The 23535-nt window shown below is 40.6% G+C and carries 24 protein-coding genes and 1 riboswitch; of the genes, 21 read left to right on the forward strand and 3 right to left on the reverse strand.

Annotation, left to right across the window (positions count from 1 at the left end):
- Nucleotides 1-197: 197 nt before the first annotated feature.
- Both IE222_RS02015 and IE222_RS02020 read left to right on the forward strand, forming a co-directional pair.
- The gene (locus IE222_RS02015) at nt 198-674 is read left to right on the forward strand and encodes a CarD family transcriptional regulator (RefSeq protein ID WP_191269169.1); all 477 of its coding nucleotides are present in this window, start codon (nt 198-200) and stop codon (nt 672-674) included.
- Between the two features lie 192 nt (nt 675-866).
- On the forward strand, nt 867-1931 hold the full coding sequence (locus IE222_RS02020) for an ATP-grasp domain-containing protein (RefSeq protein ID WP_191269171.1): 1065 nt from the start codon (nt 867-869) through the stop codon (nt 1929-1931).
- A gap of 89 nt (nt 1932-2020) precedes the next feature.
- On the opposite strand, the gene IE222_RS02025 is transcribed toward IE222_RS02020, so the two are convergent.
- The gene (locus IE222_RS02025; protein ID WP_223282545.1) at nt 2021-3094 is read right to left on the reverse strand and encodes a putative glycoside hydrolase; all 1074 of its coding nucleotides are present in this window, start codon (nt 3092-3094) and stop codon (nt 2021-2023) included.
- Nucleotides 3095-3356: 262 nt separating this feature from the next.
- Between IE222_RS02025 and IE222_RS02030 the strand changes: the two genes are divergently transcribed.
- The 4 genes from IE222_RS02030 (at nt 3357) to IE222_RS02045 (ending at nt 8642) form a co-directional block, all read left to right on the forward strand.
- Nucleotides 3357-4868, forward strand: coding sequence for a helix-turn-helix domain-containing protein (locus IE222_RS02030; protein WP_191269173.1), 1512 nt, complete (start codon nt 3357-3359; stop codon nt 4866-4868).
- A gap of 188 nt (nt 4869-5056) precedes the next feature.
- On the forward strand, nt 5057-6730 hold the full coding sequence (gene hutU / locus IE222_RS02035) for a urocanate hydratase (RefSeq protein WP_191269175.1): 1674 nt from the start codon (nt 5057-5059) through the stop codon (nt 6728-6730).
- Nucleotides 6731-6752: 22 nt separating this feature from the next.
- Entirely contained in the window at nt 6753-8027 is a 1275-nt protein-coding gene (gene hutI, locus IE222_RS02040; protein ID WP_191269177.1) for an imidazolonepropionase, read from the forward strand.
- Nucleotides 8028-8195: 168 nt separating this feature from the next.
- The gene (locus IE222_RS02045; protein ID WP_191269179.1) at nt 8196-8642 is read left to right on the forward strand and encodes an OsmC family protein; all 447 of its coding nucleotides are present in this window, start codon (nt 8196-8198) and stop codon (nt 8640-8642) included.
- A gap of 87 nt (nt 8643-8729) precedes the next feature.
- Here IE222_RS02045 and IE222_RS02050 read toward each other — a convergent pair whose 3' ends face one another.
- Together IE222_RS02050 and IE222_RS26675 are read right to left on the reverse strand one after the other, a co-directional pair.
- Nucleotides 8730-9302 (reverse strand): hypothetical protein, encoded by a 573-nt coding sequence (locus IE222_RS02050; RefSeq protein ID WP_191269181.1) that lies wholly within the window; start codon nt 9300-9302, stop codon nt 8730-8732.
- 187 nt (nt 9303-9489) lie between these two features.
- On the reverse strand, nt 9490-9612 hold the full coding sequence (locus IE222_RS26675) for a hypothetical protein (protein WP_275671420.1): 123 nt from the start codon (nt 9610-9612) through the stop codon (nt 9490-9492).
- A gap of 376 nt (nt 9613-9988) precedes the next feature.
- Here IE222_RS26675 and IE222_RS02055 point away from each other — a divergent pair, with 376 nt between their 5' ends.
- From IE222_RS02055 to IE222_RS02125, 15 genes are all read left to right on the forward strand, one after another.
- Nucleotides 9989-11059 (forward strand): serine/threonine-protein kinase, encoded by a 1071-nt coding sequence (locus IE222_RS02055; RefSeq protein WP_191269183.1) that lies wholly within the window; start codon nt 9989-9991, stop codon nt 11057-11059.
- 30 nt (nt 11060-11089) lie between these two features.
- Nucleotides 11090-12223 (forward strand): glycosyltransferase family 4 protein, encoded by a 1134-nt coding sequence (locus IE222_RS02060; RefSeq protein ID WP_308435574.1) that lies wholly within the window; start codon nt 11090-11092, stop codon nt 12221-12223.
- A complete protein-coding gene (locus IE222_RS02065) occupies nt 12220-13026 on the forward strand; it encodes a HipA family kinase (protein ID WP_191269184.1) in 807 nt (268 codons plus the stop codon). The genes IE222_RS02060 and IE222_RS02065 overlap by 4 nt, the downstream gene beginning before the upstream one ends.
- Before the next feature lie 170 nt (nt 13027-13196).
- Nucleotides 13197-14084 (forward strand): UTP--glucose-1-phosphate uridylyltransferase GalU, encoded by an 888-nt coding sequence (galU, locus tag IE222_RS02070; RefSeq protein ID WP_191269186.1) that lies wholly within the window; start codon nt 13197-13199, stop codon nt 14082-14084.
- Nucleotides 14085-14410: 326 nt separating this feature from the next.
- Nucleotides 14411-14656, forward strand: a complete 246-nt coding sequence (locus IE222_RS02075; protein ID WP_191269188.1) for a glutaredoxin family protein — start codon at nt 14411-14413, stop codon at nt 14654-14656.
- A 108-nt stretch (nt 14657-14764) separates the two neighbouring features.
- Complete coding sequence (locus tag IE222_RS02080; RefSeq protein WP_191269190.1) at nt 14765-15505, forward strand: hypothetical protein; 741 nt, start codon at nt 14765-14767, stop codon at nt 15503-15505.
- Nucleotides 15506-15583: 78 nt separating this feature from the next.
- Nucleotides 15584-15693, forward strand: a riboswitch (TPP riboswitch).
- Nucleotides 15694-15764: 71 nt separating this feature from the next.
- Complete coding sequence (thiM, locus tag IE222_RS02085) at nt 15765-16574, forward strand: hydroxyethylthiazole kinase (protein WP_191269192.1); 810 nt, start codon at nt 15765-15767, stop codon at nt 16572-16574.
- Nucleotides 16575-16713: 139 nt separating this feature from the next.
- The gene (thiD, locus tag IE222_RS02090; RefSeq protein ID WP_191269194.1) at nt 16714-17532 is read left to right on the forward strand and encodes a bifunctional hydroxymethylpyrimidine kinase/phosphomethylpyrimidine kinase; all 819 of its coding nucleotides are present in this window, start codon (nt 16714-16716) and stop codon (nt 17530-17532) included.
- Nucleotides 17529-18185, forward strand: a complete 657-nt coding sequence (thiE, locus tag IE222_RS02095; RefSeq protein ID WP_191269196.1) for a thiamine phosphate synthase — start codon at nt 17529-17531, stop codon at nt 18183-18185. The genes thiD and thiE overlap by 4 nt, the downstream gene beginning before the upstream one ends.
- A complete protein-coding gene (gene thiW / locus IE222_RS02100; protein WP_191269198.1) occupies nt 18169-18690 on the forward strand; it encodes an energy coupling factor transporter S component ThiW in 522 nt (173 codons plus the stop codon). Before thiE ends, thiW begins: the two co-directional genes overlap by 17 nt.
- A 184-nt stretch (nt 18691-18874) precedes the next feature.
- Complete coding sequence (locus IE222_RS02105) at nt 18875-20158, forward strand: acetylornithine deacetylase (protein WP_191269200.1); 1284 nt, start codon at nt 18875-18877, stop codon at nt 20156-20158.
- 1 nt (nt 20159) lies between these two features.
- Nucleotides 20160-20831, forward strand: coding sequence for a thiaminase II (tenA, locus tag IE222_RS02110; RefSeq protein ID WP_191269202.1), 672 nt, complete (start codon nt 20160-20162; stop codon nt 20829-20831).
- On the forward strand, nt 20806-21567 hold the full coding sequence (locus tag IE222_RS02115) for an ABC transporter ATP-binding protein (RefSeq protein WP_223282546.1): 762 nt from the start codon (nt 20806-20808) through the stop codon (nt 21565-21567). The genes tenA and IE222_RS02115 overlap by 26 nt, the downstream gene beginning before the upstream one ends.
- Nucleotides 21557-22330: an ABC transporter permease gene (locus tag IE222_RS02120; protein WP_191269206.1), complete on the forward strand. Its 774-nt coding sequence runs from the start codon at nt 21557-21559 to the stop codon at nt 22328-22330. Before IE222_RS02115 ends, IE222_RS02120 begins: the two co-directional genes overlap by 11 nt.
- A 168-nt stretch (nt 22331-22498) precedes the next feature.
- Complete coding sequence (locus tag IE222_RS02125; RefSeq protein WP_191269208.1) at nt 22499-23497, forward strand: ABC transporter substrate-binding protein; 999 nt, start codon at nt 22499-22501, stop codon at nt 23495-23497.
- Nucleotides 23498-23535: the final 38 nt, after the last annotated feature.

Raw genomic sequence — 23535 nt, forward strand, 5'->3', positions numbered from 1 at the left:
AAGGAAAGGTTATTTCAGAGTTTTTTAAAAAATAAAAATAGACGTTCAGGCATCTGAGCAAAAAAGCCAGTAATAAACTTAAAAAATAAAAAAATTATATTGACGATAATAATTAATTGGTGTTATAATTAAAAATTTGATAAAAAAGTGAATGTGTGTTATGATTGAAATGGTTCAAAATTTGGAGGTGTTTTTAGTTGTTTCAAGTTGGTGATTACATTGTTTATCCAATGCAGGGCGCTGGCGTTGTTGAAGCTATTGAAGAAAAGGAAGTATTAGGTGAGAAACGAAATTATTATGTTATAAGAATACCAAGCACTAAAATGCGGGTTATGATTCCTGTTGGAAAAGAAAAAAAAGCCCGTATTCGATTAGTTTCAGATAGTCCTACACTTGAAAAAGTCTTAAATATTATCCAACACGGACAAACCGATAGTACTCTTTCTATGAAGGAAAGATACAAAATTAACTCGGAAAAATTGAGAACCGGAAATTTTAAAGACGGAGCTGAGGTTGTACGTGATTTAATGCGTATAAACAGTAATAAAGCACTTAATCAAAGCGAAAAGCAAATGCTGGAGACCGCTCGGAAGTTTTTCATCAGTGAATTAGGTCTAATAAAAGGGATATCTGAGAATCAGGCAATGGACTGGTTAAAGGACAAGGTTGTTTAAGTTCTTTTTGAGAAAATTGTTTTCCTATATAAAATAGCCTTGTTATTCACTGTCTTTTTTTTTAGAAATTAGTATACATAATATGAATTATGTAAACAACAAATTTGAATTTAAATATTTTCATGATATAATATTTTTCCAACTGGAACATAGTGGAAATTAAATAACTATAACATGAAAGAGGATATTTAAATGAAGATTTGGTTTAACAGATGGTTTACGACTGTTTCGCATTATATGGAAATGATACGTAATAATGAGGATCAGCGAAAATTTATTATTTATGGCAGTCATCCAAATAAAGATGCGCTTTATTTACAATATTGTGATTTTGCTTTTGAAGAGCCCGATCTTACGGGGGATGAGTACGTAGATTTTTGTCTTGATTTTTGCAGGATGCATGGCATTGATATTTTTGTTCCGCGTATGGAAAATGTTTTAATATCGAAACGATTGTATGATTTTGAAGCAATGGGTGTTAAGGTGTTAGTTTGCCCTGACGCTGGGCTGATGGAAATGATGGACAATAAGGCTGTCACATATCAAATGCTATTGAAAAAAAGAGGCGGTTCGATTTTTACCATTCCAGAGTATAAGGTCGTCAATAATGTTTTTGATTTTAAAAAGGCTTATATGGAGTTAAAGGAAAAAGGGCAAAAGGTTTGTTTTAAGCCGGTGATTGGAGAAGGGGCAAATGGATTTCGCGTTATAAAAGATGAAATGGATTCAATTGATCAGCTATTCCGACATGGCACAAGTTTTCGGATGCCTTTCAACTATGCCTGTGACATTTTAGGCCAGCAGGAAACTTTTCCGGATTTAATGGTGATGGAGTATCTTGAAGGAAGAGAATACAGCATTGACTGTGTAGGTTCTTTTGAGAAGCTCTTTGCCGCTATTCCGAGAATGAAAGGAGACGGCAGAGTCCGGGAACTGGTGGATCATCGGGAGTTGATTGAGCTTGCATATGAATTTCACCTCGAATACAAAATTCCTTATGTATTTAACATTCAAGTGAAATATGATAATGTAGGAATTCCCAAATTGCTAGAAATTAACCCACGCATGAGCGGCGGCATGCATATCAGCTGCCTTTCCGGCATCAACATGCCCTACCTCGCCATCAAAATACTGCTCGACGAACAAATTGACGTTGGGCAGCTAAAACCAAAATTCGGCATCCGTGCCAGCCATATCGAAAAGGAAATGATATTGGGATCAACTTTGGTGTCAGGCACCACAAAAAGACAGCTATAGGATTTTGTCCACGTGGGGCGGATGATTTTACAAATATATACAAATAGGACCGCTATCACCTCATGAATAGGGGATTGGTCCTTTTTTTGTTAATATGGTTTATAGTTGACGTTGGGTGTGTAGTTGTTTTCAGCGTTCCATAATAAAAATTCATTGATTCCCTGAGAGTGTAAGGCACGGATTTGATCTTCGATTTCTTTTTTTCCGTAGACCTGATAATTACCTTTACCGAGATATGAGGCTGTAAAATCTTGAAGCCATGGCCGTGAAATTGGTGGAGCAGTCAGCTTTTTAAGGCGGTCTTTCTCTACCTTGGCATACTCTGAAATAAGACGATATGGTTCTAAATCAGGCTTCTTTATCCCAAAAATACTGGTCCAATGACTGGGATAAATCATGGCAGAAATGACGTCTACATGCTGGGAAATTTCTGCAAAGTTCTGTCCGATCCCACGTGCCTCCGGAATAACAGTTGCATTGCCAAAAATATCGACTGACATTTTAACCCCGTAAGGCTTTAGTCTTTCATGAGCCGTTTTGACAAATTCGGTAACGGCCGATACACGGCTTCTCTCTTTTGTTTGCCCGGTATAAGTAAGAGAGGTTTCAAATGTCTCGAACTTTTCTGGAAATCTTACATAATCGAACTGGATTTCCTTAAACCCCATATTTGCCGCTTCGATGGCAATTCCGATATTATAGTCCCAGACCTGCTTGACAAATGGATTCGTAAATGAGTCTCCGCGACCATTTTTCCAAATCCCTTTTGGGGTTTTGAAGGACCAATCCGGGTTTGACTTCGCTAGTACATTATCTTTGAAAACCACTATTCTTGCTATTGGGTAAATGTTGTGCTGGTTCAATGTTTGAATTAACTTTGCTGGGTCTTTAATATAGGGTCTGCTAATATCGTAATAGGGCGAGTTATTGGCCGGCTGGAATGTGAGTGTGCCATGATCGTCCTTTATATCAATTACCATCGCATTCAAATCGGACTGGTTGACAAGCGCTAATAATTGATTAAACTTCGGTCCTTGGGTATTGGAGGCTTGGACATAAATCCCTCTAACTGGTATTTTGTCCTCTAGGACGTTACCATGAGCACGAATGTTCGTAATCGTAAAAACGAACATTAATACAAACAAAATAAATAATTTCTGCACACTGCATCACCCCTTAGTCATTTTCCTATAGCGTTTCCCAATTCACAGCAAAAACATTCCGTTTAAACAAGCGGAACAAAACAAAGATATTGAAATAAAGCATGAGTGTCCACCCCAGGAGGACAAATGTCCACGGAAGGTGTCAGGCACCAAATTGAGGCACCAATTGCAGCAAATAGCACCAAAGTGGTATCAAAATAGCGCGGAAATCTATGATGAAGTAAAATAAGAGAAGGGAAGATAGGGAAAAGGAGTAATCGTTATGGATGGTAAGTGGTTGATTGCGGATCGTGATTTGAATGAGCGGGAAGGGTTGAAGTGGCTGTTGAAATCATCTGCGATTTCGGTGGAGAATATTTTTTTGGCGGGGGATTATCAGGAATTTGTTGTGTTGTTTGAACGGGAATCTCCTGATGTGGTTCTGCTTGAGCTGGATATGGTGGGCCAGAATGATTGGTCGTCCTTCCGTGATTTGATGCAAATTTATTCGCCGGTGCTCTTGTTAACCAGTGCAGAGGCAACGTTTGAAAAAGCACGTTTAGCAATTGATATGCAGGCATTGGATTTAATGATCAAGCCTTTTTCAACAGCCAAAGTTAAATCCGCCTTTCAAAAGGCAGCACGTCAGCTGCGGTTAAAATCCAATTCGACCGGAACCAACAGCCTAAACTCTTACAAAGACCTTTCTTATGAAGCTTTATTCATGGATCAGTCATACGGGACGGAGAATTATCATATTGTTGCGTTCCAAACAGAAAGCAGCGAGGCTCTAGCCACCCTGCAAGCGTTTTTAACGGAGTTTTCTTTTAAAGACCTTCATGGTGTTTTTCCACTTAGTGATATGGTCATTCTTTTGTTTTCGCAACATTGTCAGCATATAAAGGAACAATGTCAAAAAGCCATGAGGCGTTGGGAGGAGGAATTCTCGGACCCGCTGGCCATCGTCATTCATTCCGGATGTTCTACAGAGCTTTCGCTAAATCAAAAGTATTTACAAACAAGAAAAATGCTGGAGCTTACCTATTATAAAGGATATCAACAGGTGATGGAATCTGAATACATAGCAGAATGGGTTCATATCGATCCTTTCTTAACACCTCCCGAACAGAGAACTTGGGTCGATATGTTAACAAATATGGATATTGAAAAAATCAAAAAATGGCTTTATGATGAATTTCTTCAATTAAATAATCCTTATCCAGATCCAGGTCTGGTAAGAATCAGGCTGACAAGTATTCTTGCTCAAGTAAGAAGATATATGAAAACCTATAAGTTGGATGAAGACGCCAGTTTTGAGCAGGAGTACCGTTATATTTTCAATTCCATATTATATGACACTGTACTTTACCGAACGGTCCAAAATTTAGTTTTATTTATACAAAAAATTTTCCACGGTGCAGAAACAAGTATCCGCAATTTCATGCCAGATCCAATTGAACGCGGAATAGCCTATATGGAGGCGAATTTTTGGAAAAACGATCTACGGCTGGAGGATGTAGCGCACTATGTCGATCGAAATCCTTCTTACTTTAGCCACCTTTTGATGTCAAAAACGGGTTCAAGCTTTACTGATGTACTTATTCGAATTCGGATAAAAGAAGCAAAAAGGTTATTAATTGAGTCGAATAAACCAATTAAAGAAATCTCAACACTTACCGGTTATCAAAATGCAAATTACTTTAGCAGGATTTTTAAAGAATTTGTCGGGCTGTCACCTAGAGAGTTTCGCAGTAAAAAAGTAAATATAGTGAATAACGAAATCGGCTCCGGGTAACTGGGGTCTTTTTTAATCTAAAAATATTATCATTTACTAAAAATATTAATATTTATTGGAAATGATGTATCCATAATATCTATCCTAATCTATGAAAACTATCCGATTTCTATTTATATATCTGTTTTTTTCAGAAGATTTACATTTTATAATAAAAACAAGTTGAAATTGAAAAAGGAGTGGAAAGAATGGAAACAAAAACATCAGAATCAAGAGTTATTAAAAATTATAAAGGAACTGAATTACATGCGAAAGGCTGGATTCAAGAAGCAGCACTACGTATGTTATTGAACAATCTCGACCAAGAGGTAGCCGAAAGACCGGAGGATTTGGTTGTTTACGGCGGTATCGGGAAGGCTGCACGTAACTGGGAATCTTTTGATGCAATTGTGAAAACGCTTTTAGAGCTTGAAGAGGATGAAACATTGTTAATTCAATCAGGGAAACCAGTGGTAGTATGGAAGTCTCACAAGGATGCCCCACGCGTATTGCTTGCTAATTCAAATTTAGTCCCTGCCTGGGCCAATTGGGAGCATTTTCACGAGCTAGATAAAAAGGGTTTGATCATGTATGGACAAATGACAGCAGGAAGCTGGATTTATATCGGCAGCCAAGGAATTGTTCAAGGAACCTATGAAACATTTGCCGAACTTGCCCGCCAAGAGTACAGCGGTTCATTAAAACATACAATCACACTTACTGCCGGTCTTGGCGGCATGGGCGGGGCTCAGCCGCTTGCCGTAACAATGAACGATGGTGTATGTATTGCAATTGAGGTCGATGAATGGAGAATCGACCGCCGGATTGAAACGAGATACCTTGATGTGAAAACACATGATTTAGATGAAGCATTGAAAATGGCGCATGAAGCAAAGGCAGCCGGAAAAGCTTTATCAATCGGCTTGTTAGGAAATGCGGCAGAAATTTTACCATTAATGATTGAAAAAGGCTTCAATCCTGATGTATTAACTGACCAAACATCAGCCCATGACCCGTTAAACGGATACGTACCGGTTGGTTTCAGCCTAGATCAAGCTGCTGAACTACGCAAAGCAGATCCGGAAAAATACGTAAAGCTTTCTAAGCAAAGCATGGCAATCCATGTAAAGGCAATGCTTGAAATGCAGCAAAAAGGTGCGGTTACTTTCGATTATGGTAATAATATCCGTCAGGTAGCGAAGGATGAAGGAGTTGAGAATGCATTCGATTTCCCTGGCTTCGTTCCTGCTTACATTCGTCCGTTATTCTGTGAAGGAAAAGGACCATTCCGCTGGGCAGCACTATCAGGCGACCCTGAGGATATCCGCAAAATTGATGAAGCATTGCTTCGCGAATTTAAAGATGATGAGCATCTTTGTAAATGGGTTAAAATGGCACAGGAAAAAATCGCCTTCCAAGGACTTCCGGCACGAATTTGCTGGTTAGGGTATGGTGACCGTGCACGTTTCGGTAAAATCATTAATGATTTGGTGGCTTCAGGTGAAGTGTCTGCACCAATTGTTATTGGCCGTGACCACTTAGATGCTGGTTCTGTTGCTTCGCCAAACCGCGAGACGGAGTCGATGAAAGACGGCAGTGATGCTGTTTCTGACTGGCCGATTTTAAATGCGATGATTAACGCAGTTGGCGGCGCAAGCTGGGTATCTCTGCATCATGGCGGCGGTGTCGGTATGGGATATTCGCAGCACTCGGGAATGGTTATTGTTGCGGATGGTACGAAGGATGCAGAAGTTCGATTGCAGCGTGTATTAACGACTGACCCTGGTATGGGAGTTGTCCGCCACGCAGATGCCGGCTACGAACTTGCGATTAAAACAGCAAAGGAAAAGGGCATCCATATGCCGATGCTAAAGCAAGACTAATAGACTGAAAGGATGTTGTAACTTGAGTAAAGCAGTTTTTATTAGAAATGCTGCTCAGCTTGTCACTCTTCAGGGGAGCTCCGATGCTCCCCGTGTGAAGGGTGAGATGTCTGAGCTTGGAATCATTGAAAATGGCAGCGTGTGGATAGAGGATGGTGTCATCCAAGCAGTAGGGCCTGACACTGAGCTGGCGGAAAAATATGAAGGACGTCTTTCCGAAGCAGAGGTTATCGATGCAGCCGGGAAGCTTGTTACTCCTGGACTCGTTGATCCACATACACATATTGTTCACGCCGGGAGCCGAGAAAATGAATTCAATATGCGTCTGCAAGGTGCTACTTATATGGATATCATGAATGCTGGCGGCGGGATTCACGCGACAACAAGAGCGACAAAGGCAGCACCACATGAGGAGCTTTACAAGCAAAGCTATAACAGGTTAAATCAATTTTTGCGCCATGGTGTAACAACTGTGGAAGCCAAAAGCGGTTATGGAATGGACTGGGAGACTGAGCTTAAACAGCTGGAAGTAGCAAAGCAGCTGAACGAATCGCATGTGATTGATATCGTTTCTACCTTTATGGGCGCGCATGCAGTCCCAAAGGAGTACAAAGAGAGACCGGATGAATTTGTTCATCTATTGGTGGAAGAGATGATTCCGAAGGTGGCGGAATTAGGGCTAGCGGAATTCAATGATGTCTTTTGTGAAAAAGGGGTATTTACGCCGGAACAGTCACGGGTGATTTTAGAAGCTGGGAAGCGTCATGGGCTGATTCCCAAAATCCATGCGGATGAAATCGAACCGTATGAAGGGGCGGAACTTGCGGCTGAGGTCGGTGCTATTTCCGCAGATCATCTTCTGAAAGCCTCTGAAAAAGGTATGAAGGCAATGGCCGAAAAAGGAGTTGTCGGCGTGCTGCTGCCAGGAACGGCTTACTTTTTAATGGCCGAATCGGCTAATGGTCGGAAAATGATTGACCTAGGGGTACCTGTAGCATTGTCTACTGACTGTAACCCAGGATCGTCACCAACCGTATCCCTGCCATTTATCATGAGTTTAGGCTGTTTAAAAATGGGAATGACACCGGCGGAAGTCATTACGGCTGCAACCATCAACGCTGCACATGCCATCAATCGCGGCCGTGAGATCGGCAGCTTAGAGGTCGGCAAAAAAGCCGATGTCACTATTTTTAACATTGAAAATTATATGAAACTTCAATACTCATATGGAGTAAACCACACCGATACCGTTGTGAAAAATGGCCAAGTGGTTCTCAGAGGCGGACAGCTGGTTTAGTTTATTTTTGATTTTGGTGTCAGGCACCACAAAAAGACATTTTGCTAGCTTTGTCCTTCTGGGGTGGACACTTATTCACTTTGAGCACCGTTCTGATGTAGATCGGTGTTTTTTCGTTTGGCAAGGATTATAATTAGGATGTGCATTCATTTAAGGGGGAGTTTAAACGTGACCAGTATACTTTTTTCAGTTCAAGGTTCATGGCAGGGCGATCGTAATGGGAAAGGGAAAATATGTTTGGGGAATGATTTAAGCATTGAGGTGTCCGCTCCAAGTGAATTGGATGGGCCAGGAATTGGCTCGAATCCGGAGCAGCTGCTCATTTCTTCATCAAACAACTGCTATATGATTACTCTCGCTGCGATGCTAAGTAATCGGAAAATTGAAGTGGAAAAGTTGGAGGTTCATTCAGAGTGTGTGGTTGAGAAAATAGATGGCAAATTACATTTCAAGCAAATTACGCATAAGCCTGTATTTTACATAACTGCTGACACTGAAGCTACCCAAGAAAAGCTGAATGAGATAGCTGTTCGTGCTGAAAAAGCCTGCTTCATTTCACAAACATTAAGAAATAGTGTTGAATTCTCAGTAGAGCCTAATGTTGTGACCGTATAATTATTAAATCGAAGAAAATTATTCTTCATAAAAAACCTTGAAAAGTTAAAACTCTTCAAGGTTTTTTTACATACTAGAAAAAATGAATTATTTTTTCTTTTTTTGTTTTTTGCCTGCTTTTTTATTAACTTTATCCAGTAAATCTTCCTTCTTTAATGCCTGGAGTTCATTCTTTATGTCCAAAATGTCCTTTGTAATTTGTTCTAGCTGACTGCTAATGATAAAGTACTCAGAACGATTTGGAGCTGTGGTGCTGTTATCTGCAGCTATATTAGTCGTTTGGTTAATCTCGTTGCTTTCCGGGCCCGGTTGCATCGCCACATCCTCAGCTGATACGGCTGAAGCTGCTAGTTTAGCGAGCTGATCTACTAGATTATTTTCAGGAAAGGTTTTTCCTGTTTCCTCTGTTTGATTGCCAGCAGAGTGAGATTGATCAGGTATACCCATTACGTTATTTGAATGGGAGGCGGCTGTATTTGGCTGTGAAATTGCCTGAACAGAGTTCATCAGGGCATCATTTGACAACAAATTCGTCGCCATTCTCATTATGGAAGAGATATCAAAAGAACTTTCATTTTTAAACAGGTTATTTGCTAAATTCATGACGGCGTCTTGGTTGATTGTATTTCCCTTATTTTGGTCATTATTATCATTTCTCACCGTTTTTACCTCCTTCTTTACAATCATTTATTTGTCTAAGGTATGATATTTGCCCGAAATAGGTGTGTGCGGATGCCGTGTAAAAATAAAAAAGACAAAAATTTACCCTAGAAGATTTTTCTAAAAGAAATAACTTCTAGGGAAATGGATTAATGGGGCCGTAAATGAGCTAATTGAAAAGATAAAACTAACAGTTTAATAATGCACGGATTGCTGTTAATAATGGCATTGTGTTTACATTAAGAGCTGTCGCTAAAAGTAAAGCAACTAACAAAACTAACACAATCATGAAAATAGCAACGGAAAACATTGATCACCCACCCCTTTCTCCCCCCAGAATAGGGCTCCTTCAAGAAATATAATATGTAAACACGACGGACAAGCGAGGACGTTTGTCCTGCATAAAGAAAAATGGGCTGCCCTTTAAGAAAAAAATATTGAAGATCCGTAATAGTTCAGAACCTTAATTTCCTATCGAAAATATAATAAAAAATAGACAAAGTAATTATTTCAAATGAGGAATCTGGATATTTGCCTTTACAATCTGCTGTTTACTTGAATTTACTATATAAGGCAGAAAGGATTTTCATAATTAAACCGATTTGTAGGAATAAAGGGTTGGCTGTAAATTTACAACTAAAACCAATACCTATATTCCAACATATAATGTGGAGAGGGGGAAAATTATGGATACCGAAAAACTGAGAAAATGGACCAAGAAGATTAAGGTTACGAATTTAATCAATGCTGATGTGGAAGTAGTCAATAATTCACCACTTAAATTGATTGGAAAAGGTCGTCAAGGAGCTGTATTTCGTTATTCAGATGATATTTGTGTGAAGGTATTCGGGAACCAGGAGGATTGTGACAGAGAGCATTATGCACTGTCACTAGGACAGCATACGAACCTATTTCCAAAAATTCATGCAAAAGGAAAGCTTTATATTGCAATGGATTTCGTAAGAGGGGTAGATCTAAGAGAATATTTGCAATCCCAGCCATTAACAGAGGAATTATCCGATAAATTAATCAAGATGTTAATCGTGTTTAAAGAAATTGGATATGAGCGGATTGATCATCATAAACGGCAAATTTATTTACAGGAGGATGGGAGTTTAAAAGTAATTGATGTAGCAAGGACTGTTTGGCGTGACCGTGTGTATCCTTATCCTCGAAAATTATTAAATTCGCTTGGGGATGACAATAAGGAAATTTTTCTGTCACATGTACAAGCATTATCACCGCAGCTTTATGAGGAATGGCTGCATTATATCCGTATGGAAGAATTGTCCAGGGAAATTTACCAATTGATTCTTAATGAAACACCGGACGAGGAGAAGAAAAAGGAAAAAAAGAAATCGTTGAAAACGGAAAGTGATAAGCTGTTAACTCGTGATGATGAAAAAAATTACGTTCTATTGATGGAAGGATTAATGCACAAAGTGTTTAAAGAAGAATGGGTCAAAACAATGCTTGCTCGTGGTGAAGATCCAGACAAAGTAATGGAAGAAATCGATAATTATTGGGATGAGCGTGAATTGGAAAGCATGGGAATTAAGGTTGCATCTTCCAAGTCTGATCAAAATAAAAATACACGCAGGTATACAGGGTTCCGTGAAAGTAGAAGCCAGTCCAGTACAAAGTCATATAAGCAATCAAAATCTAAGTCAAAAGATAAAGATCTTAAAAAGGAAATAAAAGTGAAATACAATGATGAGAACGGCCGCAAAAAATATACAGGCAGCAAAAAGAAATAATTTCTTAAAAGTTCTGAGGAGGTTCCCAACATGAGAGGTGATACAAACATGAAAGTACTTGTCATCTGGCGTTTACTTACCGTTGGCGGAGTAAATGCCGGCTGGCGAAACCGTGCGATTTATTTTAAAAAACATGGCATTGAAACGGAGTTCCTTTATACGACAGACCATGGCGGACATCATATCATGCGGGATGTTGCCAAAGTGTATTTAACTAGGGATGACGAAGAAATTATAAAAATTATAAAGCAGAATGCCTATGATGCAATCATTGTGGTTGATACAAAAGCCGCTTACAAATGGATTCGAAAAGCTCAATTTGAAGGTCCTATATTAATAGAGGCACGTACGCCTGAACTAATCAAGCTATCACCCCATTTAAAATCCTTTAAACGGATTGAACCGCAGCTAATCATTGTCCCCTCAAAATATCAAAAAAGGTTAGTTTCCATATTAGTTGAGGATACTCCCATCAATGTCATTTACAACGGGGTCGATACCTCTTTTTTCCATGCCCTGCCACCGGAGGAAATTGATTATTCAAATGTTCCAATTCTTCCTAGAGAAAAGAAAATTATTGGGTGGATTGGCCGGATTGATAAACGAAAAAACTGGCCGATGTTAGTCGAAGTAACAAAGAAAATTAAAAGTGAAAGAAATGATATTGAGATTTGGTTAATCGGCGGTGCTCAAAGTGTCCAGCGGGAAGAATTTGCAGATGTGTGGAAAAAGGAACATCTTGAAGATATGATTAAATGGTTTCCTGTTATACCTTACCAACAAATGCCTCATGCTTATGCTAAAATCCGTCAATCAGGGGGCTGTACATTAGCGACAACAAAATCGGAATCCTTTGGCAATACCTTTATAGAATCAATGATCTGCGGAGTACCTGTTGTTGCCTCAAACATCATGCCAATTAATGAGATTGTTGCTCATGGTGAAACAGGATTGTTATTTCGCGGACAAAATGTTGATGATGCTGTTAAACAGCTTTATACAATCCTAGATGATCCGGCTTTGCAGCGTCAAATGTCAAAGGCAGCGATTCAACGAATGGAAGAGAAGTTTGCGATTGAAGTAGTCGCTGAACAATATGTAGAGCTTCTAAAAAAGGTTATCCTAAAGAGCGGGAATGACAAGGTGAAAGGGGATATACCATGATGGAGCCTGTAACATATAAAAGAAAACTGGAAGGAAAATCGAATGCCCATCTCATTACTTTTAGTGATGGGAAGGATTATGTCGTAAAATATTTTCAGTCCGGGTTTGAAAAATCATTACCGAATGAATGGGTTGGTTACTGTCTTGGACGTTATTTAGATCTTCCCATACCTTTTGCCAAGATTATTGAAATTCCTCAAGAATTTTCATCTCAAGTTCCTGAACTGGCAGAAATGAGTAAGACCCCCTATCAATTTGCATCCGTATTTGTACCGGATTGCTTTGATGGCCATCAAGCTGCAAATATTTGCCGAATTAATAATTATCAGTCTTTAGCTGGAGTCATTTTATTTGATTATTGGCTTTATAATTGTGATAGAACGCGGAAAAATATTCTGCTTCGTGAAGAATCGCCACGTTCTTTTAAAATTTGGATTATCGATCATGCTGAAGTGTTTGGAGGGTTTGCCTGGGAGCAGGCAGATATTGAAAATCTCCCTATGAGTTTGATAAAGAGTGCTACCCATCAAATGATGGCTTTGTTTATTGAGGATGAGCAGCAATTTTATGAGCAATTGGAACTGATACAAACGATTCCAATCCTTTTAATCGAAGAGATTGTCACTTTAATCCCAGAGGAGTGGAATGTTTCGAAGGAAGAAAAGAAGGCGATGGTGACTGCTTTGGTGACAAGACGGAATAAAGAACTGCCTGATATCATGAAACATTTTATTAAAACAGTCTATCGGCCATTACATTATTGCATCAAAAACTTAAAAAACCTAAAAAACTCCCAATCTTAAATGGTGGGAGTTTTTTGACAACTGGGGTTTGTTCTGGATTCTCGTAGTTGGTAGAAAAAATATCCTGCATTTATTCTTGAGTATTAAGCGAGAAATAGGTTTCCGTCGTGACCGGGGGTTGGCCTTTTGCATATAAAAGAGAGTAAGGAGTTGTTGAAAGGTGGGAGTTTATGAAAGTCCGAAAGGCCATTATTCCAGCAGCCGGTCTCGGTACTCGTTTTTTACCTGCTACTAAAGCGCAGCCCAAAGAAATGCTGCCAATTGTTGATAAACCAACAATTCAGTATATTGTAGAAGAGGCTGTTGCATCAGGGATTGAGGAAATCATTATGGTTATCGGCAGAGGGAAGAGGTCGATTGAGGACCACTTTGATAAATCCTATGAGCTGGAAGATACATTACTCAAGAGGAATAAGTTGGAAGTTTTAGAGGAAATTCAAAGAATATCAAGTCTAGTGAAGATCTATTATGTTCGTCAAAAAGAGCCTAAAGGATTAGGTGATGCCATTCTATGTGCCAAAAGCTTTATTGGGAAAGAGCCGTTTGCCGTTTTATTAGGAGATGATATTGTCGTCTCGGAAACACCTTGTTTGCAGCAGCTGGTGGATATTTTTGATTATTATCAAAGTTCGGTGGTTGCGGTCCAAAATGTTCCGAAAGAAGATGTTCATAAGTACGGGATTATTAAGCCAAGGGGGGGAATGGATGAAGCAAATTTGAACTATATTGCAGCTCTGGTAGAAAAGCCGAAAAAAGAGGAAGCCCCATCGAATTTAGCGATTATGGGCAGATACATTTTACACCCGGATATCTTTGCAATCTTAGAGAGACTTCCAATTGGACAAGGCAAAGAACTACAGCTAACCGACGCAATCAACGAACTAAACAAACACCAAGCCGTCCTCGCCTACAATTTCCAAGGAAAACGCTACGACATCGGCGACAAAATCGGCTACGTCAAAGCCACAATCGACATTGCCCTCGAAAGATCAGACACAAAACAAGCCGTCATGGAACATCTTAGGGAAATAAAAGGGAAATGGTGTCAGGCACCATAGAAAGACAATCCTGCCAATTTGTCCACCTGAGGTGGACAAATTGGCGGGAAAGTTGTTTTGATGATCCGGATTGCGCAGGTATGAGGATTTTTTGTTTTTATGGTCTTATTTTGATGACTGGGGATGTGAGAATTGGGTTGATTACATAGGTGTATAAATACTCCACGTTAGTGTATCCTGAAGGAAATATTCCTCGGGAAAGCGCAGGAAAAGACAATTATCGATTGATGGTGTCGGAATTGAGCGAAATATGGTGACTTGTTTTATAATGGTAGTTAATGAAGAATGTGCTGATTGTTCTATAAAATTAGAAAGGGAAAATTAGAATGGGGAAAAAAGTAATTGTTTATACCACTAATGATTGTATCGAATGTACGATGGTGAAAAAGGTACTTACAGAGGATGGGATTCAGTTTGAAACGAGGAATATTTCTGATAATCCAAAGTTTCAAAAGGAAGTGGAAAAGTACGGATTTTTAGGAGTTCCGGTTACAGTACTTGAGAATCGTGCCGTAAAAGGGTTTACAAATGAATTGAAGGAACTGATGGAGCTGGCAAAGCAGGAAATATAATAAATTCCTTAAAAACCCCAGTTTTCATTGGGGTTTATCTTTTTTAAAAAGGATATTTTTAAAAAAAGCCGAATTAATAATAGAAAAGAGTGCGGGAGGCTATTCATAATGAATCCTAAAGGCTCATTAACAAAATCAGGCGTTTTTATTTATGACAGTTATAAAGATAACATCATCATTGATAAATATAATCGTGTTTTTCTGAAAATGCGCGCTCCAAAGCTTGAAGCCATTCGAAGTGAAAATAGCGAAGATGCTGTAACGTGGAATATTTTTCGAACGCTGCAGAAAATTGACCCAGAATTGTGGCTTCCTAAGCTGTTCCAAGCTTCATTCCGGAAACTTCGATATGACATTGTCCAAGACATGAAGATTTCCTTGTGGAAGAAATTCACACCTCCAGCAGGAGTTCAAAATCCAGAAGGACCCACTGAGGTGGATGTCATGCTGGAAAATGATCATTTTGTTTGGTTTATCGAAGTGAAATATAAAAGTGATATAAGCATGAAGACAGTACATGATAATAGTCGAAATCAGATTTTGCGAAATATTGATATTGGGTCAGATTACGCTGGAAAGAAAGACTTTTATTTTTCCCTATTAATTCTTGATGAAAAATATTCCCCTAAAGGCGTGCAGATTATAGATTCATATAAGAATGAGTGTTTGGAGGCTTATGGGAATCTAAAAGAGATTTCTCTTTTAAAATTTGAGGACTTACGAAACCTATTTAGGTTTTGTGAGGAACAGGTTCAATACGAAGATGAGAAGTATCTTGTACAATTAGCGAAAAAAGATTTGGAAAAAAGAATCGCACAATTTAGTATTTTCCCTCAACTAAAGATGTGAAGCAAAGTAACTGGAACAATTTCCTTTACTTTTAAATGCCAGCGGAGTATGATGAATTTAATTTAATTTAATAAGAGTAATATCTACTGGGGGTGCCCTGTTTGCGGGCTGAGAGAAGACGATCGAGTTTTTAACCCTTCGGACCTGATCTGGATCATACCAGCGGAGGAAAGTAGCAGTGTGCTTTATATTAATGCTAACAAGCCAGGTCCATAAAAAGGAACTGGCTTTTTTATTTTACAAAAAGGGGAAGACTACCATGGATAAAAACGACGTATGTAAGATGTTGCAAAGAATTAGGGATGAGAACCCACTTGTACATAACATCACAAACACAGTGGTAACCAATTTTACGGCGAACGGGCTGCTGGCGGTTGGAGCCTCCCCTGTTATGGCAAATGCCCCGGAGGAAGCCGCGGATATGGCGAAGATTGCTAGTTCCCTTGTTTTAAATATCGGCACGTTAAATGGGCAGACAGTAGAATCTATGATTCTAGCTGGAATGAGTGCAAATGAACTTGATGTCCCCGTCATTTTCGACCCGGTGGGAGCCGGAGCGACCCGATTTAGGACAGAAAGTGCGCAAACAATTATGTCTAAAGTGAAGGTTGCCGTGATTAGGGGCAATGCAGCTGAAATAGCTAATGTAATAGGAGAAAAATGGGAGATTAAAGGGGTCGATGCTGGGGCCTCGGAAGGAAATGTATTGACACTTGCAACAGAAGCCGCCCGTAAATTGAATTGCATCGTTGTGATTACCGGAAAAGAGGATGTTGCTTCGGATGGGACCACATCCTATGTGGTGGCAAATGGACATCCGCTTTTAACGAAGGTAACAGGGACAGGCTGTTTGTTAACCTCGGTCATCGGTGCGTTTGCGGGAGTGGAAAAGGATGTACTAAAAGCATCGACTGCTGCTTTAATGTTTTATGGCGTTGCTGCAGAAAAGGCTGTTGAAAAAACTTATGGCCAGGGAACAGGAAGTTTCCAGATTGAATTTTTGAATCAATTGTCACTAGTTGGAGATAAGGATCTTTATCGAATGGGTTCATTTAAAATAGTGCAATAATTTTGTTTTTGCGATTAGGTTGAAAGCGCATACGTGCCCGAACGGAGGAAAAACCAGGGCTCTTGGTCACGTAAAGGGGATTCCTCCAATTTGTTCTAGGTTTCCAGTAAATATACCAATCAAAAAGGAGACGATTATAATGCAAAAAGCTTTAACAATTGCTGGTTCTGACTCCGGCGGCGGGGCAGGAATTCAGGCAGATCTTAAGACATTTCAAGAACTGAACGTTTTCGGAATGTCCGCCCTCACCGCTGTCACAGCACAAAATACATTAGGAGTCCATGGTGTATATCCTATGACAGCAGATGCCGTCGTCAACCAAATTTATGCCATTGGTGAAGATATCGGTGCTGATGCAATAAAAACAGGCATGCTATTTAATGCGGAAATTATTGAAGCTGTTGCAATACAAATAAAAAAATACCAATGGAAAAATGTTGTGGTTGATCCCGTCATGATTGCTAAAGGCGGTGCTTCCCTGCTGCAAACAGAAGCCATATCAGCGCTAAAAAAATACTTATTGCCGCTATCAAAAGTGATAACACCAAACATTCCGGAAGCTGAGGTCCTAACAGGAATGACGATTGAAACCTCCCAGGAGAAAAAAGACGCTGCCAAAAAATTATATGAACTAGGCGTCAGCAATATCATCATTAAAGGTGGTCATGATGAAGATCCTTCTGAATCCATCGATATATTATTTGATGGGAAAGAATTCTACACGTATACAAGCAAACGAATGAATACGAAAAATACCCATGGTACAGGTTGTACTTTTTCCGCTGCAATAACCGCTGAGCTGGCAAAAGGAGCAAGTATACAAGAAGCTGTGCAAACTGCGAAGCAATTTATCCAAGCAGCAATTGAAGACCAAATCCAAGTTGGACATGGGCACGGACCTACAAACCATTGGGCATATCAAAAAAGAAATGCCGTAAAGGAGTATGCACCAAGATGAAAAATCTACAACAGGCCTTAAAAGTCTACTTTATTATGGGCAGTCCAAATTGCCAAAAACCACCTAAAGAAGTATTAACAGAGGCAATCGCAGGCGGTATCACCCTTTTTCAATTTCGTGAAAAAGGTGAAGGGGCATTAACAGGTACTGCCAAATACAAGCTGGCGAAAGAGCTGCAACAAATTTGTCAACAGCATCAGATTCCTTTCATAGTGAATGATGACCTCGAGCTGGCAGTCGAGCTTGATGCGGACGGTGTTCATATCGGACAGGAAGATGAACCAATTCATATAGTTCGGGAAAAAATCGGTCATGAAAAAATCCTGGGTGTTTCTGTTCACACAATGGAGGAAGCTGCAGCGGCGAAACAAGAAGGCGCAGACTATTTTGGAATTGGTCCTGTTTTTCCAACTGCCACAAAGAAAGACGCCAAAGGGTCCCAAGGAACAAGGCTAATTGAAAAATTACGCTCCGAGGGATTCACCATTCCGATTGTCGGGATTGGCGGAATTACAAGTAATAATGCAGCAAGTGTGATTAAAGCGGGGGCCGATGGTGTTTCGGTTATCACGGCTATTAGCCATGCAGAATCACCACTGGAAGCAGCTAATGCCCTAAAGATGGAGGTCTATCGAAATGAAGAAAACCTATAAATTGACCTTAACGGCAATGATGATTGCTATTGGCACTGTCTCAAGCAGCGTGGTCGCGATTCCGGTGGGTTTTACCAAGGTATTCCCGATGCAGCATTTTCTAAACGTCTTATCAGCAGTTCTTTTAGGCCCTGTTTACGCCGTTGCACAAGCTTTTTGTGTTTCGCTTCTTAGAAATCTAATGGGCACGGGATCCCTATTTGCTTTTCCAGGAAGTATGGTTGGTGCCTTATTGGCGGCGTTAATTTTTGCAAAAACAAAGAAAATTTATCATGCAGTCATAGGTGAGGTAATTGGAACGGGAATCATAGGTGCCATTTTGTGCTATCCAATCGCAACTCTTTTCTTGGGGCAAAAAGCAACGTTATTCGGATTTATTCCCTTGTTTATTTTTAGCTCATTTGCGGGAGCGCTGCTTGGATTTGTTATTTTAGTTGTTTTTTTACGAAAGAAAGTTCTGCATGTAGGGGCAGCCGATGAAGTTCATGTTCTAAAATCAAAATAAAATTTGTTGCTAGGGGAAGCCAGCTTGGATTGAGATGGACTGGTACTGTCAGAACCCTTTGAACTAGAACTGGAACATACCAGCGGAGGACAATTGAAACATGAACTGCTTCGAAAGTAAACCTGCTATCCGCTGTTTTGGTAAGCGGGTTTCTTTGTACAAAAAGGGAAATGGGGGAGAAAAAATGGAACGTCTTGTTGAAACAATCTCACGGCAAGTGGAAGAACGAAAAGCGGAACTAATCCACCTGCTCAGCCAATTAATTTCATATCCCACAGTAAGTCCGCCTGCACGAAATACAAATGATATCCAAGACTTTATCAAAACATATTTAGAGCAGATGGGATTTAAAACGGATAAATGGGAAGTGTACCCTGAGGACCCAAACGTAGTTGGAATATTAAAAGGGGAAGCTTCAACAGAATATAATAGTTTAATTGTCAATGGCCATGTGGATGTAGCGGAGGTTGGCGATGAAAGGGAGTGGCATTCATCACCATTTGCAGCTAGAATCCAAGATTCCTATCTTTATGGACGCGGGGCTGCTGATATGAAGGGCGGTATTGCTGCATCATTATTTGCCATCAAACTGCTGCAAGACCTTGGCGTCTCATTTAAAGGCGACCTTCAATTTCAGTCAGTAATCGGTGAAGAGGTTGGTGAGGCTGGAACTCTTGCATGTGTGGAGAAAGGGTATTCAGCTGACTATGCTGTTGTGGTGGATACAAGCGACCTACATATTCAAGGACAAGGCGGTGTGATCACCGGATGGATTACGATTGAAAGTAAGGAAACCCATCATGATGGTCTGAGAAGAAAAATGATTCATGCTGGCGGTGGTGTAAAAGGGGCCAGCGCGATAGAGAAAATGGTGAAAATCATCACAGGTCTGCAGGAGCTTGAGCGCCACTGGGCAGTGACTAAATCCTACGAAGGATTTCCACCGGGGACGAATACGATAAATCCAGCGGTGATAGAAGGAGGCAGGCACGCCGCTTTTGTCGCCGACCGCTGTGCACTGTGGATCACGGTTCATTTTTACCCGAATGAAGATTATCAAGAGGTTATCAAGGAAATTGAGGATCATATCCGTGCGGTTTCAGCAGCGGATCCGTGGCTTCGAGAGAATCCGCCGCAATTTAACTGGGGCGGGAAATCGATGATTGTCGACCGGGGAGAAATTTTTCCTTCATTAGAATTGGATAACGAACATCCAGGCATGCATGCGCTAACAAACTCCTACGAAAAATTGCTGGGACATATGCCAGCTGTTGGCATGTCGACGACCGTTACAGATGCCGGCTGGCTTGGCCGGGCAGGAATTCCTACAGTTATCTTCGGACCAGGAAAACTTGAAGATGCTCACGCTGTTAACGAAAAAGTAGAAGTTCAGCAGCTGCTAGATTTTACAAAGGTTATGGCTGTGTTTATTGCAGAATGGTGTAATACGAAAAAGGGGGAAGAGTAGGATGAAATTTTCACAAAGACTGTTTAAACAAGTAGGAGATATTTGGGGAAAAACACATCAGCATCCATTTGTAGTCGGTTTGGGGACGGGCGAGCTGCCGGTTGAGTCATTTATCCGTTATATGAAACAAGATTATGTATATTTGATTGATTATTCTAAGATGTTTGCTTACGGTGCTGTGAAAGCTCATGACGTTGAAACGATGGCGGCATTTGCCAAGCTGCTGGACGAGATTTTACATGGTGAAATGGACCTTCACCGCAAGTATGCGGAACGTTTTGGCATCACCAGCCAAGAGTTGGAAGAGACGAAACCGCTGCCTAATAATTTAGCTTATACAAGCTACATGCTGAAGGTAGCACAAAACGGGTCATTGGAAGAATTAATTTCTGCATTGCTTCCATGTATGTGGAGCTATTGGGAAATTGGCAAATTGCTGGCTGAAACCTGCCCGGGTTCGAAAGATCATTCCTTATATGGTGATTGGGTAACCATGTATTCTTCTGATGAATTTGGTTCGTTATCGTTATGGCTGATAGACATTTTAGATCGTCTGACGGACGGAAAGCCAGAGCGTGAATTAGCAATTTTAGAAGAACACTTCCTGACCACATCACGGTTTGAATATATGTTTTGGGATATGGCCTATGAGGGGGGCGATTGGCCTGTCTGACACATTGATGTTATCCATCCATGATTTAACATATGCCTTCCAAGGAAACAGGCCGATTTTTCAAAAAATAAATCTAACCGTCAATCCCGGAGAATTTGTGTCTGTGATTGGATCAAGTGGATCCGGAAAAAGTACGCTGTTTAAATTGATTACCGGTTTATTAGAACCGGACCAGGGCAAAATCGGGATTAACGGGGATTTTTCTGGAGGACGTTTAGGCAAAGTAGGCTACATGCCGCAAAAGGACTTGCTATTACCATGGAGACCCGTTCTCGATAACGTATTGCTTCCCTTGGAAGTAAGGGGGAAGAAGGGAAATCTGGCTGAGGCACGCGAATGGTTATCCCGCTTCGGTTTATCAGACTATGAAAACGCCTTTCCAGATGAACTCTCCGGTGGAATGAGGCAGCGGGCCGCTTTTTTACGAACAATGATGACTGGAAAAGATCTGTTATTGCTTGATGAACCATTCGGAGCCTTGGATGCCTTAACGAAACGGAAAATGCACAGCTGGCTCCTTGGTCTCTGGGAGGATTTGCAGAAGACTGTATTGTTTATCACCCATGATTTGGAGGAAGCAATTCTGTTAAGTGACAGGATTTACCTAATAGGAGATGGCAATGTTCAAGAATGGAAGGTTAACCTGCCAAGACCAAGAAATTCGGAGCAAATCTACCAACCAGCATTTATAGAGTTAAGAAAAGAACTGGAGCGGCTGATTCATCATGAAAACTAAATGGAAAAAATGGACCGCTGATTATGGCTTGTTTTTCCTTGCTGTGATTTGCCTCATCTCTATTTGGGAGTGGATTGTACTTGCCGGGGCGGTTCCAGCATTTATTTTGCCTTCCCCAACAGCTATTTGGGGCTCGCTTGTGGAAAATAGAGAGCTGCTTTTTGGAGAGCATTTGCCTGCAACCCTTTTGGAAGTCTTAATTGGTTTTGGTTTTTCACTTGCAGGTGGACTCTTATTCGGTATCGGGATGCATTTCTCACGTTCGTTAGAAAAAATCTTGTATCCCTTCCTTGTCATTTCACAAACGGTGCCGCTGATCGCGATTTCACCGATTTTTATTCTTTGGTTCGGCTATACGATTTGGAGCAAGGTGGCAGTTACGTTTTTAATTGCTTTTTTTCCTATTGTCGTTAGTACCTATGACGGACTGAAGGCGGGAGGAAATGAATACCGGGAGCTGCTACGGACGATGGGAGCAAACCGCTGGATGATTTTTAAAAAAATCCAGGTACCCATGGCCTTGCCTTCCATTCTATCAGGGTTAAAAATGGCCGTTGTGTACAGTGTCACAGGGGCAACGATTGGTGAATGGCTCGGGGCAAGCGAAGGCTTAGGATACTTCAGCCGCAGGATGTCCGGTAATTTACAGGCGGACTCAGTATTCGCAGCCATATTCCTATTGTCTTTAATGGGAATCTGCCTATTTTTAGTAATTAGTTTCATAGAAAAGCGGTTGTTGAAAAATGTAATGAGAGGACGCTAGGAAACATAGGGGCGATTCTTCTGCTGCATTGGTGTACTTGGAATATGGGACGGTCCAGGTGCCGGTAAAGGTTGAAAATCTGCCGGTAGCTTGCTTAAAGTGCCGGTAATTATAAATTACTGTAAATACATTATGTTAACTAAACTTCAGGAGAGGAAGTCAATTTTTATGAAAAAAATTCTATTGATTATATTTAGTCTATGCTTAGTTGTTTTAGGTGCCTGCGGTAAGGAAGAGTCTGCAAAAACAGCAGGGAAGGAAAAGGGGTTGGAAAAAGTTACTTTAATGCTAGATTGGTATCCAAATGCTGTCCATTCGTTTCTTTTTGCAGCTGAAGAAAAGGGCTACTTTAAGGAGCAAGGCTTGGATGTGCAAATTGAAATGCCTGCGGATACGAATGATCCTTTAAGACTCGTTGCTGCCGGAAAAATCGACATGGCCATGAGCTATCAGCCGGAGGTGCTTGTTGCAAGGGGAGAGGATATTCCTGTCCAATCATTTGCCGCCATTGTCCGCCATCCGTTGAACCAAGTAATGGTTCCTGAAGATGGTCCTATACAATCTCCAAAAGATTTAGTGGGAAAAACTGTTGGGTATCCATCAATCCCACTGGATGAAGCGATTATCAATACAATGGTGAAAGCAGCGGGCGGTGATGCCCAAAAGGTAAAAATGGTCGATGTCGGCTGGGATTTGATTCCGGCAATGGCTACAAAGAAAACGGATGCTTTGATCGGTGGTTACATCAATCATGAGAAATTATTGCTCGATAAAGAAGGGCACCCAATGCGAACGTTGAACCCTGCAGAATACGGTGTTCCGGATTATTACGAATTAGTTATGGTTGGAAGTGAAAAAGGGTTAAAAGAGAAGCCGGAGGTATTTAAAAAGTTTGTTGCAGCGATGACGAAAGGTCAAGAATATGTGGCAGAGCATCCAGAAGAAGGGCTTTCAATATTATTAAAGCATGAGGAAAAATCATCCCCGCTGGAGAAGGATATCGAAACGAAAAGCTTAGACATCCTTCTGCCGCTTATGGACGCCAAAGACAAACCATTCGGCTACCAAGACCCACAAACATGGGACAAAGTCGCCAGTTGGTTAAAAGAAACCAAAGTCATCAACCAGAAAGTAAACGCAGAAGATGCATTCGTAAATGTTAAATAAGTGAAAGTGGTATCAGATACTGATAATTATGATCGCAA

The sequence above is a fragment of the Neobacillus kokaensis genome, assembly GCF_014656545.1.
In the GTDB taxonomy this organism is placed as follows: Bacteria; Bacillota; Bacilli; order Bacillales; family Cytobacillaceae; genus Neobacillus; species Neobacillus kokaensis.

What these genes read in the sequence shown, in the direction of transcription:
- IE222_RS02020 (WP_191269171.1), top strand. Translation starts at nt 867, where the DNA reads ATGAAGATTTGGTTTAACAGATGGTTTACGACTGTTTCGCATTATATG.
- IE222_RS02030 (WP_191269173.1), top strand. Translation starts at nt 3,357, where the DNA reads ATGGATGGTAAGTGGTTGATTGCGGATCGTGATTTGAATGAGCGGGAA.
- hutU (WP_191269175.1), top strand. Translation starts at nt 5,057, where the DNA reads ATGGAAACAAAAACATCAGAATCAAGAGTTATTAAAAATTATAAAGGA.
- IE222_RS26675 (WP_275671420.1), bottom strand. Translation starts at nt 9,612, where the DNA reads ATGTTTTCCGTTGCTATTTTCATGATTGTGTTAGTTTTGTTAGTTGCT.
- IE222_RS02055 (WP_191269183.1), top strand. Translation starts at nt 9,989, where the DNA reads ATGGATACCGAAAAACTGAGAAAATGGACCAAGAAGATTAAGGTTACG.
- IE222_RS02060 (WP_308435574.1), top strand. Translation starts at nt 11,090, where the DNA reads ATGAGAGGTGATACAAACATGAAAGTACTTGTCATCTGGCGTTTACTT.
- IE222_RS02065 (WP_191269184.1), top strand. Translation starts at nt 12,220, where the DNA reads ATGATGGAGCCTGTAACATATAAAAGAAAACTGGAAGGAAAATCGAAT.
- galU (WP_191269186.1), top strand. Translation starts at nt 13,197, where the DNA reads ATGAAAGTCCGAAAGGCCATTATTCCAGCAGCCGGTCTCGGTACTCGT.
- IE222_RS02075 (WP_191269188.1), top strand. Translation starts at nt 14,411, where the DNA reads ATGGGGAAAAAAGTAATTGTTTATACCACTAATGATTGTATCGAATGT.
- IE222_RS02080 (WP_191269190.1), top strand. Translation starts at nt 14,765, where the DNA reads ATGAATCCTAAAGGCTCATTAACAAAATCAGGCGTTTTTATTTATGAC.
- thiM (WP_191269192.1), top strand. Translation starts at nt 15,765, where the DNA reads ATGGATAAAAACGACGTATGTAAGATGTTGCAAAGAATTAGGGATGAG.
- thiD (WP_191269194.1), top strand. Translation starts at nt 16,714, where the DNA reads ATGCAAAAAGCTTTAACAATTGCTGGTTCTGACTCCGGCGGCGGGGCA.
- thiE (WP_191269196.1), top strand. Translation starts at nt 17,529, where the DNA reads ATGAAAAATCTACAACAGGCCTTAAAAGTCTACTTTATTATGGGCAGT.
- thiW (WP_191269198.1), top strand. Translation starts at nt 18,169, where the DNA reads ATGAAGAAAACCTATAAATTGACCTTAACGGCAATGATGATTGCTATT.
- IE222_RS02105 (WP_191269200.1), top strand. Translation starts at nt 18,875, where the DNA reads ATGGAACGTCTTGTTGAAACAATCTCACGGCAAGTGGAAGAACGAAAA.
- tenA (WP_191269202.1), top strand. Translation starts at nt 20,160, where the DNA reads ATGAAATTTTCACAAAGACTGTTTAAACAAGTAGGAGATATTTGGGGA.
- IE222_RS02115 (WP_223282546.1), top strand. Translation starts at nt 20,806, where the DNA reads ATGAGGGGGGCGATTGGCCTGTCTGACACATTGATGTTATCCATCCAT.
- IE222_RS02120 (WP_191269206.1), top strand. Translation starts at nt 21,557, where the DNA reads ATGAAAACTAAATGGAAAAAATGGACCGCTGATTATGGCTTGTTTTTC.
- IE222_RS02125 (WP_191269208.1), top strand. Translation starts at nt 22,499, where the DNA reads ATGAAAAAAATTCTATTGATTATATTTAGTCTATGCTTAGTTGTTTTA.